The organism is Winogradskyella endarachnes, assembly GCF_009741275.1.
GTDB classification, from domain to species: domain Bacteria; phylum Bacteroidota; class Bacteroidia; order Flavobacteriales; family Flavobacteriaceae; genus Winogradskyella; species Winogradskyella endarachnes.
In genome coordinates, this window is sequence record NZ_WOWS01000003.1 from 264942 (window position 1) to 282082 (window position 17141).

Annotated in this window: 12 protein-coding genes; 8 read left to right on the forward strand and 4 right to left on the reverse strand. The window is 31.0% G+C overall.

What is annotated here, in order from left to right:
- Positions 1-1542: 1542 nt before the first annotated feature.
- On the reverse strand, positions 1543-1866 hold the full coding sequence (locus GN138_RS09535; protein WP_157363569.1) for a MerR family transcriptional regulator: 324 nt from the start codon (positions 1864-1866) through the stop codon (positions 1543-1545).
- A gap of 117 nt (positions 1867-1983) precedes the next feature.
- On the opposite strand from GN138_RS09535, the gene GN138_RS09540 reads away from it, so the two are divergent.
- On the forward strand, positions 1984-2607 hold the full coding sequence (locus GN138_RS09540; protein WP_157363570.1) for a cysteine hydrolase: 624 nt from the start codon (positions 1984-1986) through the stop codon (positions 2605-2607).
- A gap of 1075 nt (positions 2608-3682) precedes the next feature.
- On the opposite strand, the gene GN138_RS09550 is transcribed toward GN138_RS09540, so the two are convergent.
- The gene (locus tag GN138_RS09550) at positions 3683-3970 is read right to left on the reverse strand and encodes a YciI family protein (RefSeq protein WP_157363572.1); all 288 of its coding nucleotides are present in this window, start codon (positions 3968-3970) and stop codon (positions 3683-3685) included.
- Positions 3971-4287: 317 nt separating this feature from the next.
- Positions 4288-5478, reverse strand: a complete 1191-nt coding sequence (locus GN138_RS09555; protein ID WP_157363573.1) for a hypothetical protein — start codon at positions 5476-5478, stop codon at positions 4288-4290.
- Positions 5479-8798: 3320 nt separating this feature from the next.
- Here GN138_RS09555 and GN138_RS09560 point away from each other — a divergent pair.
- The 3 genes from GN138_RS09560 (at position 8799) to GN138_RS09570 (ending at position 11897) form a co-directional block, all read left to right on the forward strand.
- The gene (locus GN138_RS09560; RefSeq protein ID WP_157363574.1) at positions 8799-8972 is read left to right on the forward strand and encodes a hypothetical protein; all 174 of its coding nucleotides are present in this window, start codon (positions 8799-8801) and stop codon (positions 8970-8972) included.
- A 136-nt stretch (positions 8973-9108) separates the two neighbouring features.
- On the forward strand, positions 9109-11139 hold the full coding sequence (locus GN138_RS09565; protein WP_157363575.1) for an ATP-binding protein: 2031 nt from the start codon (positions 9109-9111) through the stop codon (positions 11137-11139).
- A gap of 89 nt (positions 11140-11228) precedes the next feature.
- A complete protein-coding gene (locus GN138_RS09570) occupies positions 11229-11897 on the forward strand; it encodes a response regulator (protein WP_157363576.1) in 669 nt (222 codons plus the stop codon).
- A gap of 257 nt (positions 11898-12154) precedes the next feature.
- Here the strand turns inward: GN138_RS09570 and GN138_RS09575 are convergent, their stop codons facing one another.
- A complete protein-coding gene (locus GN138_RS09575; RefSeq protein WP_157363577.1) occupies positions 12155-12652 on the reverse strand; it encodes a DUF456 domain-containing protein in 498 nt (165 codons plus the stop codon).
- A 125-nt stretch (positions 12653-12777) separates the two neighbouring features.
- Here GN138_RS09575 and GN138_RS09580 point away from each other — a divergent pair, with 125 nt between their 5' ends.
- From GN138_RS09580 to GN138_RS09595, 4 genes are all read left to right on the forward strand, one after another.
- Entirely contained in the window at positions 12778-13137 is a 360-nt protein-coding gene (locus tag GN138_RS09580) for a BlaI/MecI/CopY family transcriptional regulator (protein ID WP_157363578.1), read from the forward strand.
- Between the two features lie 2 nt (positions 13138-13139).
- Positions 13140-15377, forward strand: coding sequence for a M56 family metallopeptidase (locus tag GN138_RS09585; RefSeq protein WP_157363579.1), 2238 nt, complete (start codon positions 13140-13142; stop codon positions 15375-15377).
- Between the two features lie 12 nt (positions 15378-15389).
- Positions 15390-16520 (forward strand): tetratricopeptide repeat protein, encoded by a 1131-nt coding sequence (locus GN138_RS09590; RefSeq protein ID WP_157363580.1) that lies wholly within the window; start codon positions 15390-15392, stop codon positions 16518-16520.
- A gap of 116 nt (positions 16521-16636) precedes the next feature.
- Entirely contained in the window at positions 16637-17113 is a 477-nt protein-coding gene (locus tag GN138_RS09595) for a hypothetical protein (protein ID WP_157363581.1), read from the forward strand.
- The last annotated feature ends 28 nt before the right edge of the window (positions 17114-17141 follow it).

The following is a 17141-nucleotide window of genomic DNA, read 5'->3' on the forward strand; positions in this document are numbered from 1 at the left end:
TTGGTGTTCGGTGATTTATTGTCTGAGTCTGCAGTATTCAAGGTTCCCTAATACACATTTTTGATTTTCTTGCAATACTTCTTGATATATCTAGAGTTCTATGAACCGGCTATTTTTATTTTTGGTACATATTTGCTTTAAGTGGCGCACTTTGCTGACCTGCCTGTTTTTGTAATGCTTGACATTTTGCCCAGTCTTACCGTAAATGGTTCCATTGGTCATCAATATTTGCCCGTGAGGGCAGATGTAAGTGTCTTTTTCCTTGTCGTATTTAAATCGATCATTAAATAAAGCTCCTTAATTTTAGTAAGTATATTCCTTTGAGGAGAAATATTGGGTAATAACTATTTCGGTGGATATCTCCAGATTTTTAGCCGTGTTGTATCCTTTATAGGTAAGGCCAATCTAACTTTCCTCGTACTGATTAAGCTTTTTATATGTTGCCGTTTTTTCTTTCTTGGATTCCTGATAGACTATTTTGTCTCGCACTTCCTTTACATCGATATCCTTGTCCTCGGTGTCTAGTTGTTGTTGGTATTTCAGGACCTTAATGTCTTTATAATCGATACGGCAATCGATCTTTTACTGGTTGAAATTGTTCTTAAGGGCGCTCTGCGCCCTAATCTTGAAAGAGTGTATGACAATAGTCTGCCGGTCTATTAGTGCCTAACCTTTTAGAAGCCTTATGAAATATTTAAAAGCCATTTTAAATGCCCTAACATTTTCTTTTCTGAAGTATGCTATTTTGTTGCTGAAATTCTGACTTTCGGTAGTAGTCAGAGAACCTCGAGGTAAACCTTGCAGGTATGTACAAATTGGTATGAGGAGCGGATTGAGGTATAGTTTGAGTAAGTCCAATTACCGATAAGGTGGATTACCTTCGTAATTAAGGACATTCTCGAACCCTAAGTTTTCTATTGGAATGATATCAACGAACATATCGACGATTAATGTCCAAGAATCAATACCGAAGGATGATTCAATGTCCATCATAACCAAGTGATGTCTGTAGAAGTCTGCTAATAAATCAGTGATCAAGAAAGTTATTAACGAAGAAGCAGTTTTAGCACAGTCTGACGGTTTGGTGTATGTTTTTGTTGCATTGATTTGAGCAGAAAATTGTCAAAAAAATTACGATACATTGGAGACGAGTCGATAAATTCTTGGCAGAAAGATTCAACTTTGATAAAAATATACGCCTTATTACCTAGGTTGGCTTTTACGAGTTTCGTGTTTTGAATTCGCTATAAGTTTTTGTTTAACGATATCAGGTTTGGGTTTTGAGATGAAGGCTGTAACGATTCAATTTCTTCATACTAAATATCTTGTTTAATTCAGCCATGATTTGTAGATTCATTTATTTCGGGTTATATTGATTTCGGACGAGTTTTCGACTTAGTTTAGTTCGCCATAGTTATATCAGTAAAGATCTTCTGCGTTGTGTTTCGAGCGTTTTTGGGTTTGGATTACACAGTAAATTTTATCCATGTTTTATTCTGAAATAAGTTTAGACGTAAATTCTGAGAACGTTGCGGGCCATTGTTAGCTGTAGTCTTTTTTTAGTTTTTTCAACATTTCTTCAATCAGTATAATTCGTTTTTTTACTTTTTCTGCCGAAGCGTCCAAAGTATAACCTTCGTCCAAAAGCTCTTTAATCAACAACATTTTTTTTATGTTCTTGTAGTCGTAACGTCTGTTCTTTCCTTCTTTTTCGGTCAGACTTGTTATAATTCCTTTATCTTCCCAATAACGGATTTGCCTTGTCGGAATGTTGGTAATCTGCGAAACTTCGCCAATTCCAACGATGACTTTGTCCAAAAACTCGAAGTCGAATGACAGGTTCGTTATGTTATCATTTTTATTCATTTTGTAAATAAATTACAATGTTTGTTGTAAAAGTAAATAAATTTTAGTTGCTTTGCAATTGTAAATAATATACATTATTTGTAAATAAGTGAAAAATTATTTTTAATTCTAATAATTATGGCAATAACAGCAAAAATAAACTCACAAATACAGGGAAAATCTGCTTTGGTTTTAATCGAAACGCAAAACGAGTGGATGCACCCCAACGGTAAACTTTACAAGGCTTTGGTTGCTGACAAGGAAATGATGTCGGAATCGGTTTTCAATATTGAAAAGGCTTTGGATTTTGCCCGTAAGAATAATATTGAAGTCATTCACGTTGGATTGCGTTTTAAAAACGGTTATCCTGAATTAGCGAACGGAAAAAGTGGTTTGCGGAAAGCCATTCCAAATGCCGGAACGTTTCCGGTCGATGGTTTCGGCTCTCAATTCTATGAAACCGTAAAGCCGATTGAAAATGAATTTGTCGCTACAGGAAGGGTCGGTGCGAGTGGATTTACTGGCTCAAATCTGGATGCTTATCTGCGCAATAATAAAATCGAAAATCTTTATTTGGTCGGTTATGCCACGCACGTTTGTGTTGAAAGTACTTTACGTGACGCACACGACAAGGGTTATAATACGTTTTTGATTTCCGATGCTACATCAGCTTTTAATCGCAAGCAACAAGATTACGTTTTGAACGAGATTGTCCACCATTTTGGCGAGTACTTAACGACTGATGAGTTTACCGATGAATAAGGAATTGAAACGGACATTGCGGTTTGTGTCAATGATAGCCATTCCGCTTTGTTTTGTCAATAGTTTAGTTTTAAGTTTAGTTCCACAGAGTTTTATTTCGGATTGGCCGGTTCGTTTTTTATTCAGTCTGCTTTTGACTTTTCCTCAAGCCGTTATTTATGTTTCGCTTGTAAAATGGTTTGATAAAAAAAGGGAAGGTTGATTTTTAGACAGGATTTTTCAAGGTTATATCTAATTGTTTCAGCTATGAGTAGTTGCATGGTTTAGCACTTAATTTAGCAAGTACAAGCCAAATTTAAAATCTGTGATGATTTTCATAGGTAGTCGAGAACAAACAATTACTTATAGACGCAGGAACTTACGATTCCGTCAATAATAATAATGCTCTTTCTTTTACTACTTAATCCACGTTCAGTTATGTGAGATATTTGTCTCTTTTTCAGGTTATTGTGAGCAGGAGTGGTCTGCTCTTTCATAAAATTTTTATTATTAATAAATATTAAGAAACTTTTGGAGTCAACATTAGTAAAGGTGTCTTTGATGTACATACCAGTAACAAAGGTTGCGAACAATATAGAGGTGATTATAAGGGATTCTAGAAATACCTTAAGGAATTGTTGCCAGATATTTATGTGCTTACACTTTGTAGTTATATCGATATAACCCCAACGATTCGAGAGGCAGGGAGTGGTGTGATAGGTCAGGCGAGAATAAGCAAGGTCGGAAATAGAAAGCTTCAAAAGCTATTGTTTCCATGTTCTTTCAATGCCTTTAAACAAAATAAGATATGTAAAGAGGTGTAGGAGTGAATCGTGAATAAAGATGAAGAACAAGACACTGGCATTGATAGTGGCTGCTAACAAACTATTTAAACAGTCCTTTTCCATCGCAAAATCATTAAGACCCTCTGATTAGACCTATGTTCTCGTATTGTTAAGATAAATAGAGGATAAATTGAATAAAAAAGCTCAATAATCTGATTTTAGAATCTATTAGCCTTTAATATTATTGTCTAAGATTAAGGAAGAATTTGTTTGTTTTTTATCTCAGTTCTTTGTTTTTTTTCGTACTTTTTTTATTTCATTAAGAATTTCAATTCTTCACAAGTTTTGCTTGGTACAAATTCAGTAAGATTATAATCCGCTAAGTCATTTTTCTTGAAAGGGTCTTTACCAATGATTTTTTCCAATTCAGATTGAGATTCGACATTTGATAATATTATTCCACCTGTTCTTGGTATTTTTCGTCCTGAAGCTAGGAAATGGCCCAATTCATATTGTTCATTAAGAAAATCAATATGAGCATTGAGAAATTTGTCAACATTTTTAAGTTCAGTTTTATAAGTTAAGTTTATTATGAACATTTAAATTACTTTTTTTAGTTTTTAAATTCAATTTGAGTTCAGTTGTGTTTAGTTTAGTGTTGATTTCTTGCGGATTCGATTAATTATAGAATTAATTTTAAGAGGTATGACAAACCAGTGGGCGATTGAGATGTGATTAGCAGAAGGACGCGTTTGCAAAACGCGAGTCTAAGTTCCGCAGGCAAATACATCCCAACTGTAAAACTGTATGAGTAGTGGCATATTATGTTGTCTTTCCTTGTTAAACGATAAGGTTGATGGAGTGGGCTACAAATCTTGATATTTAGGATTTTCCCTTTCATTACTTATTCTAAGTGTTACAAACCGTTTTTTTTATTATCAATTAACAACCTCAATGAGTCTATATCTTCATAGTATTCCCAATCTTCGTTATTTAGACCCCAAACCCATTTCTTGAGTTCTTCTTCTGTCATATCATTTCCAATTGCTTCAAAAAAGATTCGAGCTCTTCGGATAGCTTCAGGTTCAAAATTATTTGTTACAAATCCATTCCACCCATAAACAAGCTTATGTTCTTGAATTGGGTTATAATAAACAAGATCAGTGAAAACTTCTTCATAAATGAATTTTTCTTTTATAATTTCTCTCGGTATTACATCAAAATCATCCTTGCCAAAAGGAGTTCCTTTGATGTTAAAACCTACATTAGTCTTATTTGACTGCTCGAATATTGCATCCCATTTTCCATCCTGAACGACTGTGTATTTGTTCATTATCGGCATACCAAGTCCCATGATATAGACATTAGAAACCTTGTCTACGAATTTTTCTAAAATAAATTTACCAAAGTTTTGTCTGCTTCCTTTTTTGTAATCTATAAATTCATAGTCTTTAAAGAATTCATGTCGGTAATTCATTATAACCAATGCCTTTTTCCTACCTGAATTGTATTTAGATTGCTTTTGGTATGTTTGCATAAAGTTGTTTGCCATTAAGCTGTCACGATTGAGTTGGTTACTTAAATGTTTTTTATAATCTAAAACTGTTTGGTAATCTGACCAGTTAAAAGATTCATCCACCGGATGAAGTCTAATTTTTTTGTCTGTTGGCAAACTCTGGTTTAATTTGAAAAGTTCCCATAAAAACCAAGGGTAGTTATTACAATGCCAATATGGTGTATTATCAATATTTCTAAAAATATTGGAAATGTTTTTTCTATCTGAAATAGAATCAACATCTTTACTTTGAAGAAAGGTATTAATTGCATTATTCATATTAAAAACTCCAACTTCGGTGTAAATATGTCCAACATTGTTTATGAAGTATGAATCCTTTGCTATTTCTAGGAAAAGTTCATATTGCGTAAATTCAGCATGAAAACGTTCACAAAGAATAACAATATCATTTGTTTCAAATAAATTTATTATATAATCTTTAGCTGTTAGGTCTTGTTTTTTTATAAACTCCTTATGATTATTATTTTCTATATGTGGATTACAAGAAAGTAATATGAATGTTAAAAAGGATTGGATAATAAGTCTTTTCATTGAATTCTTATGGTTGAATCATACTGAAAATTAGTTTGAACTTTGTCAGTTCTTAAATCCTAAGTTTAGGTAAATTTACAATATTTTTTTAATAAGATTTGTATTTGATGTTAAGGGCATTTTCCAAATAAGAGGACAGTGAATTAAGTTGTCAAAAAGAAACTTAAATTTACTACAAAATTCAAGATTAAGGTAGTTTTTGAAGCGCTCATGGAGAGTGAAATCGGAAAGGATCTTGCAAAATGGTTGAGATATTGCCGTAAGAGGTCAACCAATGGAGACGTAAGATCTTGGCGCAGGCGGAATCAGTTTTCAATAAGGGAAGTAAATCTCCTAAAGAACGAGGCTGGACAAAAGAAAGTTCATTTACTCAAGGTAATTGGCAAGTAAAAAGGGTGTTTGATTTTTTAAAGAAATCCTTGTGTTGAGACCGCTTAAAGAACCAAGTGAGATGATAAGCAAGGATCATTGCGACCTATGTTTCATGAAATAGGGCAAATTTTTATAGTTGAGCTGTTCAGGGTTTTGTTACAAACCAAGGGTGAGATTGAAACTAGAGCACATGCGTTTGATGAACGAGCATTACTCCGATCATTATTACAACAGAGCCAAGCATATGCACATTTTAAAGGTATAAGACTAAACAAAAGAGCATAGGCCAGATAAATTATATAGTTAAGGGACAAGGAACATATTTATAGGTGCAACAATGTGCACAAAGTTATCCATACCTTTTGCTTAACCTGAAGCTTAAAGATCTAACAAAGTATGGGTGATTGACATCACATACATACCCATACGCAAGCGCTTCATGTGATTGGTCGTCATCATCGGTGTGCATAGATGTTAACTTTTCAATTAATCTGTATTAAATATCATAAACAATGGTACAAAAAGACCTTGGAAGAGGCTGTTGCAGTATATGGCAAACCTGAAATCGTCAATAACGACCAAGTAAGCCAATTTACTTCCGAGGAATTAACCTGATTAGTTCTATCAAACTTAGTATGGACGGTAAGTAGGGTAATCTACAATGTGTTCATTGAACGTCTTTGAACAAGTTTCAAACACTAGAGAGTATACAACTTTATCCAACTGGTAGAATATGAAATAGATCTATATCAACAATTGAAAACGTATTTTGACCTTTTCATTAGCAGAAGAAGGCATCGGGGAATCGACAATCAAATACCTTTTTAAAAGGTATTTGATTATACCACAAAGAGCAGTTTAACGATTAATAATTGGAACTTAATTTTGAGCAAAACCTGTCCTAAATTATTGAGATATGCTCATTTTGAACTATTTATAACGCTTTAATGTTTATAATTTCCTCTGTAAGTAAGGTTTGTTAAATACCATTAGATAAGTGTTATTGTAATTATTTTGGCTAATAGGTAGTTATAAAAATTTCTGCGAACTCATTCTGTACAGAATCGATTATAAAAATATGTTTATGACAATTATATAGCTTCTTTTTAGTCATATTAATACTTATTTATATACGTTTTTCTCTACAGAAATTTAAAAGTATTAAGAAATAAAAATATGCCTTTTAGTATGGAAAACCGAGATGAATAAAATAAAGGTCTGTTGATTTATAATTATGCGAAAAATGGTTGTTGGTTTTATTGCTTTAGTAATTTTGTATCTTTTATTAGGTTTTCTTCTAAAGCGTATACAATTTTCGTTGATGTCTTAATTAGTGTCCTGCTTGGTGAATTAATATTGAATAAATTGGAAAAACAACGGATTGGTTGGTTTGTTTTTAAATTCTGTCATGATTTGAATTTCCATAACATCGTTGTCCTTATAAGTTCTAAGAATACAAGGTATTGTTTTATTGTCAGTCAACTTACCTGAATGATATCTAAGTTCGTCTATTACGATTATAAAATCTTTCCATGATTTCCTTACCGCATCGGGTTATAGGATGTCGTACTTCTAAATACTATCTGAAAGTTGTTTTAGCAATATTTCATAAAAAAGTCTTTCTGGTGTGTTTTTGATCAGGCTGTGGTTGTGTAGTCCAATAACTTTTTGCGTCAACTTCACTTTGCCTTTGTTTTTATCTGCTGTACTTGGCTTACCATTTCTTCTTGTGTTACTTGCTTTTGATGTTATAATACTGAGATTTTTGATTAAACAATTTTTAAGCAGGAACTAGACGAAAGATATAATCTAGGCTCAGAGAAACGGAATAAATAAGCAAAGAAATAGTGATGCTTTATGTCATTGTCTTTCGATGATTGTATATTGCCAGTTTAATTTGCGATTATGTTTTATAATATTAAATTAGTCTTACCAAACCCTTAAATGGATAAGTTCTTGCAATTCAATTGATTTTTTCTAAGAATAGCATTATGTTGCTGTATTTTAGCTCAGATAGAAATCAATTTTATTCATTTTAAAAGTTGTTATTTGAAAAGAATTACTATTTTTGCATCAGACGAAAACAAGTTGAGCTATCAATCATTGTAAATAGGTCACAAATCGTCAACATAAATAAAGATATTTGGCAGAAATGCCGCAGCGACTGGGCTCGCTAAGCAAGGTTCGAGTCCCGTCCAGACCGCTAAAATTGCAAAAAGCTTCAAGAAATTGAGGCTTTTTTTTAGCATTAATTTCACTAGAAATGAAATTTTAAGATGTTGTGTTGTCCAAGAGCAATCTTGGTGTAGTTTACCAAAGAAATTTGGTAATCCAATGAGAAGCTTTCCTTTTTTCTGAATAAGAAGATTGGGATGCTTTTTTGTTTTACAGAAGATTTAAAATAGATGTAATGCAATTTGTATTTATAAATGAATAAAAAATAAGCCTTCTTTAGACACGATTTTATTTTAAATTAATAGTGTGACTTGTTTTAAGATTATGGGTCTTATAAATGCTATTAATCAATAAATAAAATTAGGTTGCGTTTAAACGTGGCCTTTTTTTTATTTATATGGAGAAATAAATAGAAATGCAACAAATATGATGTGTTTTACAAATAGCTCTGATATGCAGTTATTTACATACAAATGACGTGCTATTTGTCGTACAAATATACTTTTTATCGATTTGAAATTTGGATTATTCAAAAATACGAGTATCTTTGACACTCCTTCTTAGGTCTTTAAAATGGCCTTCATAGGAAATATTTTAATCCATTTTACTACAGAGACAAGTTCATTGTCTTAAAAAAACGTCCCTCGTTTTTAATTTAGTGCAGTTTTAGGTTAAACCTAAAATAGTTAATAATCCATTCCCTTCCCTCAATGTATCGCTTTGCGATGTACATTTTGATATTGATTAAACGTTAACCCTAAATTAATTATATTATGAAAACCCTTAAAATTACTATTGCATTAATCGCTGTTTTATTATTAACTGTTTCTGGAGTACAGCCTGAGACTAATGACGTTTCTAATAATGATCCTACTTATAAAGAAAAAGCTAGTTATGACTTACTTGCTCACACAAAAAAGAAAGCAACGGTTCAAACTCAAGGTTAAGTTTTTACTATATAGATATAAGAAAGTCTTTGTTCAAAAAACGTACAAAGGCTTTATTTATTTATAAACCTAAGATTAATCTACTTACAAACCATTATTTATTCTAAATTTGAATTAAATATTACGTTTGTCAAAATTGAAATTAAAATTAGTTTTTATACTTGCCTTTTATACGTTTTTTGTCTACTCTCAAAATAATCAAATTAGCTTAGACAACATTCAGTCTTTGAGGCTAAAATCACAGGATTATGAGTTGCCAATAAATGAGCGAATAAACTATGCTGAAAAAGCCACTTTATTATCAAAAAGTATAGGAGTTGATTCTACTATTCTATTAAGTCAACGAAACCTTTCTTTGTTATATTTTGAATCTCAAAATTTTGAAAAATATAGAAAAATAAACTTCAAAAATCTCAACCTCTCTCAAAAGTTAAATGATACAACTGCAATAGCTGTAGCTAATTTTAATCTTGGATCATATTTTAAAATCCAAGTTCAGAATGATAGTGCATATTATTATTACAAAAATGCATTAGAACTTTACTCTCAACTAGGCGAAATAAAACAACAAGCTTATTTACATTATCAAATTGCAGATATTCAGGATACTGAGAGAGACTATATAGGTAGTGAGGTTAATGCGATTAAATCAATTAAATTAATTGAAAAACTTCCTATTTCAGAATCTAACTTAGATGCATTATGGGACTCTTATAATTTATTAGGAATTATATCCCAAAATTTGAATAGATTTACGACTTCGTTAGAATATCATATAAAAGCGTATTCTATTGCTGATGCGATGATTGATGGTGATTACAATATAGCATTATCTATTAATAATCAGGCAGGTGTTTATCGTGAGTTAATGGAATATGATAAAGCATTGGAGTTGTATTTAAGTCTAATTGAATTAAGAAATCAATTTGAATCTTATGACCCAACTTTTTATCCCTTAATTATTGATAATATCGCTTATACAAAAGTTTTGGCTGGTCATAAAGATTATAGTGAGATAAGTGAAATGTTATATGAGGCATATGAAATAAGTAATAATTTACAAGATGATATTACTAAATTAGCTGTAACTATAGACTTATCTAAGTTTTACAGACATTTAAAAGTTAAAGACTCTACGTTAAAGTATGCAACCAAATCATACAACTTATCAAAAAAGATTTCATCGAATGATATTCTACTCGAATCTATGCTATTACTGTCTGAACTTAACGAAGGAAATAGTGGTAAAAAATATTTAAAAGAACATATTCAATTAACTGATAGTCTTTTGCAAGTTGAACGCAACGTAAGGAATAAATTTGCAAGAATTGAACTAGAAACTGATCAATTAGAAGCCGAAAACAAACAAATATCCAAAGAAAATGTGTACTTACTAATAGTTTCCATAGGGCTTCTGTTAACTGCAATACTTACTTATTTATTCATTTCTCAGCGAGCAAAAAATAGAAAACTACAACTTTTGCAAGTTCAGCAAAAGGCTAACGAGGATATTTATAACCTAATGTTGGGTCAACAAGATAAGGTTGATGAAGCGAGAGCAAAAGAAAAAATAAGAATATCTAAAGAATTACACGATGGTGTTTTAGGTGGTCTGTTTGGAGTTCGATTAAGTTTAGATAGCATAAATTTTAACGAAGGTAAAGAGGCTATGATGACTCGAGCTAAATACATTGGTCAGCTTCAAAATATAGAGCAAGAAATCCGTAAAATATCGCACGAGTTAAATACAGATTTTGTGTCTGGATCCGGTTTTATAGATATCGTTTCAGAACTTGTAGAGAGGCAAGCTGTAGCTTATGGTTTGGAGCAAGAATTTAATTTTTCGGATGATATTAATTGGGATTTTGTTTCTAATAAAACCAAAATAAATATTTATAGAATCATCCAAGAGTCCATGCAAAACATCTATAAACACGCCAATGCAAATTCCATAAAAATTAGCATTTCTTTAGAAAAAGACTTAATTTGCTTGGATATCATTGATGACGGTAAAGGCTTTGATATCTCCAAGAGTAAAAAAGGCATTGGACTTAAAAATATGAAGTCTCGTGTAGATGATATTGACGGAGAAATTACATGGAAATCTTTACCTAATAATGGTACAACAGTTAAAGTGAAAATTCCCTACACAGAAATAAATAAATAATTTTAAAATCTGTTGTTTTTAATGATAATTATTAAAAATTAGTACGAATACAATCGTGTTAATTCCCAAAAACCAATAAAAAAAGCCGCATGAATCACATCAACATTTTAATGGTAGATGACCACCCAATTATTATAGAAGGCTATCAAAATGTATTAATGGCAACTAAGCGAGAGGATCAAACGCTTCATATTGAAACGGCTAATAATTGTGATGAAGCGGCAATAATGATTGAGCGTGCTTCAAAAAAATACCCTTACCATGTGTGTTTCTTCGATATTAGTTTGCCAGGATCAGAGGATGGTAAATATACTTCTGGAGAAGATTTAGCATTGTTGGCTAAAGAATTAATGCCAAGATGTAAAATTGTAATCCTTACCATGTTTAACGAATCGTATAGAATTCATAATATCATTAAAGAAATTGATCCAGATGGTTTTCTAATTAAAAGTGATTTAACATCTATGGAATTGGCAGATGGTTTTCAGCAAATTATAAAGTCACCACCATATTACAGTTCTACGGTTAGTAATTATTTAAAGAAAACAATTTCTAGTGATATTTACATTGATGATATCAATAGAAAAATATTACACTTGCTGTCTCAAGGTATTAAAACTAAAAACTTAAGTGAATATGTTAGCATTTCTAAAAGTGCTATAGAAAAACGAAAAAAACACCTAAAATTATTATTTTCAGTTGAAGATGGAAAAGATGAGACCTTACTAAAAGAAGCTAGAGAAAAAGGGTATTTATAACATTTGTAATTAAAACAGTACTTTTTTTAGATTAATTTATATGCTTTAACCCACCGTAAAATAAGGAAAGTACGGTTTTACCACAGTAAGTGTGCGGTTTTACCACAACAAAAAATGGTTGTACTTATATATTTTTATCCCATCAACAATAGTTAATTAATCCCTCATTAAGTAATTGTTGAATTAATAGCAAGAAGATTAAACCTAGTTACTTTTGTAGCTAGGTTTTTTTGTTCTTATCTAATTTATTAGGTAAACTAATACCATGTTGTATTATGTTCTGATAGTTTTACAATAAAAAACCCGAAGTATACAATTGCGACAATAAACTTCATAAAAGTTGAAGCAATAAAGCCTAAAAACGAACCGAATGCGGCTTTTAATGCTTTGTCTATATCGTTTCTGTGAAGCATTTCACCTATAAGCGCACCAATAAAAGGGCCAATAATTATTCCGAAAGGAATAGGAGATAAGAGTCCTACAATTAATCCAAGCGTTGTGCCAATCATTCCGGCTTTGCTTCCTCCAAAACGTTTTGTGCCAATTGCTGGGATAATATAATCTAAGACATAAATAAAAATGGCGAAGATAAGAGTCACAATTAAAAACGTCTGACTCATTTCTATACCATCAGTAAAATGCAGCACTAAAAGTCCTGCCCAACTGGTAAGAGGTCCAGGTAAAACTGGCAGAAAGCTGCCTACAATGCCTAAAACCATTAAAAGTAGTGCTACGAGCACCAAAAATATTTCCATATTAATACGTTGTTATTTACCAATAAGACGCAATAAACAGACCAAAGTTACAATTTGTAACTAAAAAATTAGTTTCAACTAAATATTTAGTTATATTTGTTTTATTCAACTAAAAACTTAGTTCCATGAAACAACTTACAAAAGCAGAAGAGGAAATAATGCAAGCCTTATGGAAACTGCAAATGGCAAATGTAAAAACCATTATTGATATTTTACCAGAGCCAAAACCAGCTTATAATACCGTTTCTACCATAGTTAGGATTTTAGAAACTAAAGGCTTTGTAGATTATGAAAAACAGGGTAAAGGTCATGTGTATTTTCCGTTAGTTGCCAAAGAAGCATATAGTAATCAATCAATCAATAAATTAGTAGATAATTACTTTCAAGGATCTTTTAAAAGTATGGTGTCCTTTTTTGTACAAAAGAATGATGTAGACGTCAAAGACATAGAAACCTTAATAGATGAAATTAATAAAAACAAATAATTATGTTGTATTCTATTCTTCAAATTATAGCAATTCAGGCCTTGTTTTTATTGGTATATGATTTATTTCTAAAGCGCGAAACCTTCTTTAATTATAATAGAGCCTATTTAATAATCACCTCTATATTATCATTGGTATTACCATTTGTTAAATTTCCGGCGTTAAAAACTATGGCCACAAAAGATATGGTCATTAGATTACCAGAAGTTTTTATAGGTACAAAATCGCCAACAAATTACGATATACAAATTGCTGAGCAAGCAGGTATTATTATAGAGCAACCACAACCACCAATTTGGCAAATAATTGCCATTACAGGTATTGCAGTTGCATCGTTGATTTTTTTCGCAAAAATCGCAAAAATTTATTGGTTAAAACATAGAAACCCAAAACGTTGGCAAGGCAATGTGTTAATTGTAAACTTAATAAAAAGTAGTGCAGCATTTTCGTTCTTTAATACTATATTTTTAGGAGAACATATTTTAGATTCTGAAAAACCAACCATTTACAAACACGAGTTGGTACATATTAAAGAATTTCATACCATAGATTTATTGTTTTTTGAAGTATTAAGAATCATATTCTGGTTTAATCCGTTAGTCTATATCTATCAAAATAGAATAAAAGAACTGCACGAATATATAGCCGATGCCAAAGCTGTAAAACAAACCGGAAAATCTGAATATTATACCAGTTTGCTCAACCAAGTATTAGACGTTAATCATGTCTCATTTACCAATACTTTTTTCAACAAATCATTAATCAAAAAACGAATCGTTATGTTACAAAAATCAAAATCAAAACAACTTAATTTAGTTAAGTATGCCTTACTGATTCCTATGGTATTTGCCATGTTAATTTATACGTCTACAGAAGTTAGAGCTCAGAAAAAAGATGAAGTAAAACATAAAGTATATCAAGAATTGACAGATACGGAATTAATTGAAAAGTATTATGATGAGATTGTTGCTATGAAGAATAATGGTGCAACGTTTATGGAAATTATGGAGTTTGCAGGTTTTTCTGAAAAGAATAAAGAGCAATATATGCTTTCAAGAACAGAATTTTTAAAAATGAAAGCCTATTTTGAATATATAGCTGATGGCATTTTAGAAAAAAAGTTAGCAGAAGGAAGTTTAACAGAAAAGGATATCGAATCTTCGGAACGTTTAAGGCTAAATAAATTTAAAAATTACGAAGAATTTAAAGCTTTTAAAAATACAAAAGAAGAAAAAGAACGTTGGGAATCAGATACAGAAGGTGGTGTTTTAAAACTTTTTGTTAACGATGTAGCTAACAAAACAGAAGAAGAAACAAAACGCTATAATGGTTTGTTGAAGCAACTAGAAAATGACAATTACTTTAATGAGCTAGTGGTTACAGATGGAAAATCAACATTAGTTTTAGACTCATATGTTTCAAATGATGGCGAAGAAATTATAAAAGAAGAGGTAGAGGTTTTAGAAGTACCTTTTTCAGTAGTAGAGGAAACACCAACAACAGTAGACTGTAAAGATTTAGAAAGCACTAAAGAACGAAAAAAATGTTTTAATGCTTTTGTAAACAAACATATAGGCAAAAACTTTAATACAAGTATAGCAGATAGCTTATCGCCTGGTAAAAAACGGATTTTTGTTCAATTTAAAATAGATAAAGAAGGGAAAGTAGGTCATATTGTTGCTAGAGGTCCTAGCAAAGCATTAGAAGAAGAAGCAAAACGTGTTGTGGCAACATTACCGCAATTTGTGCCAGGTAAACAAAAAGGCGAAGCTGTAGTGGTTCCATTTTCTATTCCTATTGTTTTTGAAGTGAAGGGAGACAATAATACTAAAGATAATCAATCCTCAGATAATGGAGAGTTAATTTACATTCCATTTAATAAAGTGGATTCTCCAGCAGTTTTTCCAGACTGTAATTCAATTTCAGATACAACAGAACAACGTGATTGCACAGTGAACGCTATTAATAAATTTATTGTTCAAAAATTTAATATGAGTGCTCATAAATTCACCAATTTAGCTGCTGGTAGGAAACGAATTTATGCTCATTTTATAATTGATGAATTTGGTAATGTTACAAATATAGAGGCGAAAAGTGCACATCCTGAATTAGATGAAGAAGCAAACAGAGTTATAGCATTACTTCCTCAATTTACACCAGCAAAACATAAAGGTAAAGCTATAGATGTACGTTATTCATTACCAATAATGCTTCAATTTGTTGGAAACAAAACAGACTAAATATCAGCGCTTATGAAATATTATTTATGGCTTTTTTATATGGTAATGAGTTGCTCTATACTTGCTCAAAACACAAAAGCGAAAGCAGACAATTTTTATAGCAATGGTAAGTTCTCTAAAGCTATTGAAACGTATAAATCATTAGAAGATTTAGATAACGTTTATGACGATATTGCAAAAGCTTATATAGCCATTGGTAATTATGAAAAAGCTTTAGATTTTTATCAAAAAGCAGTAGAAGCTAATAAAGAGAATCTTTTAATTCAATATGAATATGCTAAACTATTAGTAAGATCTAAAAAGTATGCTGAAGCAAATGAATTATTCTCAAGTCTTATAAAAATGGATAGTGTAAATCCTAATTATTACTATGAATTGGGTTTGGTATTAGAGAAACAAAGAGATACATTGGCTATAGAACAGTTTAATAAAACCTTTAATTTAGATGATACACATCAAAAAGCTATTTTTAAAATTGCGAAACAACATTTAATAAAACGGAATTTTAAAGAAGCACATGGTTTTATAGATAAAGGCTTAGAAAATTATGAAAATAATGTTGAGCTTATTAGTCTAAAGGCACAAACCTATTATCACCAAGAGTTTTATACACATGCTGTAGTTTGGTTTAATAAACTGTTAGATTTAGGGGAGAAATCAGAATTTATACATGAAAAATTAAGCCTAAGTTATGCTCAAAATTCAGATTACCAAGATGCTATTTACCACAGAAAACAGGCTTTAAAATACAACCCTTATGATGCTAATGCCATGTATATTATTGGTAATTATTATGAGAAAATTAAAGATTATGAACAAGCTGAAAATTATATAAAACAAGCCTTGTTTATAAAAGATCAATCCCTTACAGAAGAATATCAAACGCTTGGTACTATTTTAAACCGTCAGAAAAAATATGCGGAAGCAATTAAGGCTTTTAAAAAATCATTAAAAGAAGACCCAAGCAATATGATGTCTGAATTCTTTTTATTGAGAACAAAAGACGAATATTATGGCGATTTAGACAGTAAAATAGCCTTGTATGAGCAGTTTATTGAAAAGCATAAGAAAAGTTATTTTAAAGCTTTTGCAGAAAAACGCTTAAAAGAACTAAAGGACGAAAAATTTCTAGAAAAAAAATAAAATGTCATTGGTTAATTATAGTTAACAATACTGTCTAAGTTATTGATTCTAAAAGCGAAGCGTTCTATCTTATTTTTCAATAAATATTCGTACTTTTCGCTATCAGAATTCTATAAATGAACCGAATTGTTTGTCTTTTAATCTTGCTTTTTGCAACATCTTGCAATTATTTTGAAAAGAAGAAAGTTACTCCCGAAGATATACTTGAGGAAGAGCTGCAAACTTTTAATTGGAATGATGTAGATACCTATCCTACATTTACAAGTTGTGAAACCATAACAGCTAAAGAAGAGAGCAAAATATGTTTTCAAAATACATTAATAGCAGGAGTTAATTCCTATTTAGAAGCGCAAAAAATAGTTGTTGCTAATGATGTTTTTGATACTATTAAAATGAATATTGTAATTGATAAACAAGGTGTTTTAGAGGTGGATTCTATAATTGCACATCCTGAAACACTTAGAGAAATTCCACAAATAGATAGCTTACTTCGCGAAAGCTTAAAAAGCATTCCTAAAATTTTTCCTGCTATTAAAAGAGGGCAACAAGTAACTACAGTTTTTGAATTGCCTGTTATAGTAAGAATTGATTAGCACTTTATAGAAACGTTTTTGCTACGCT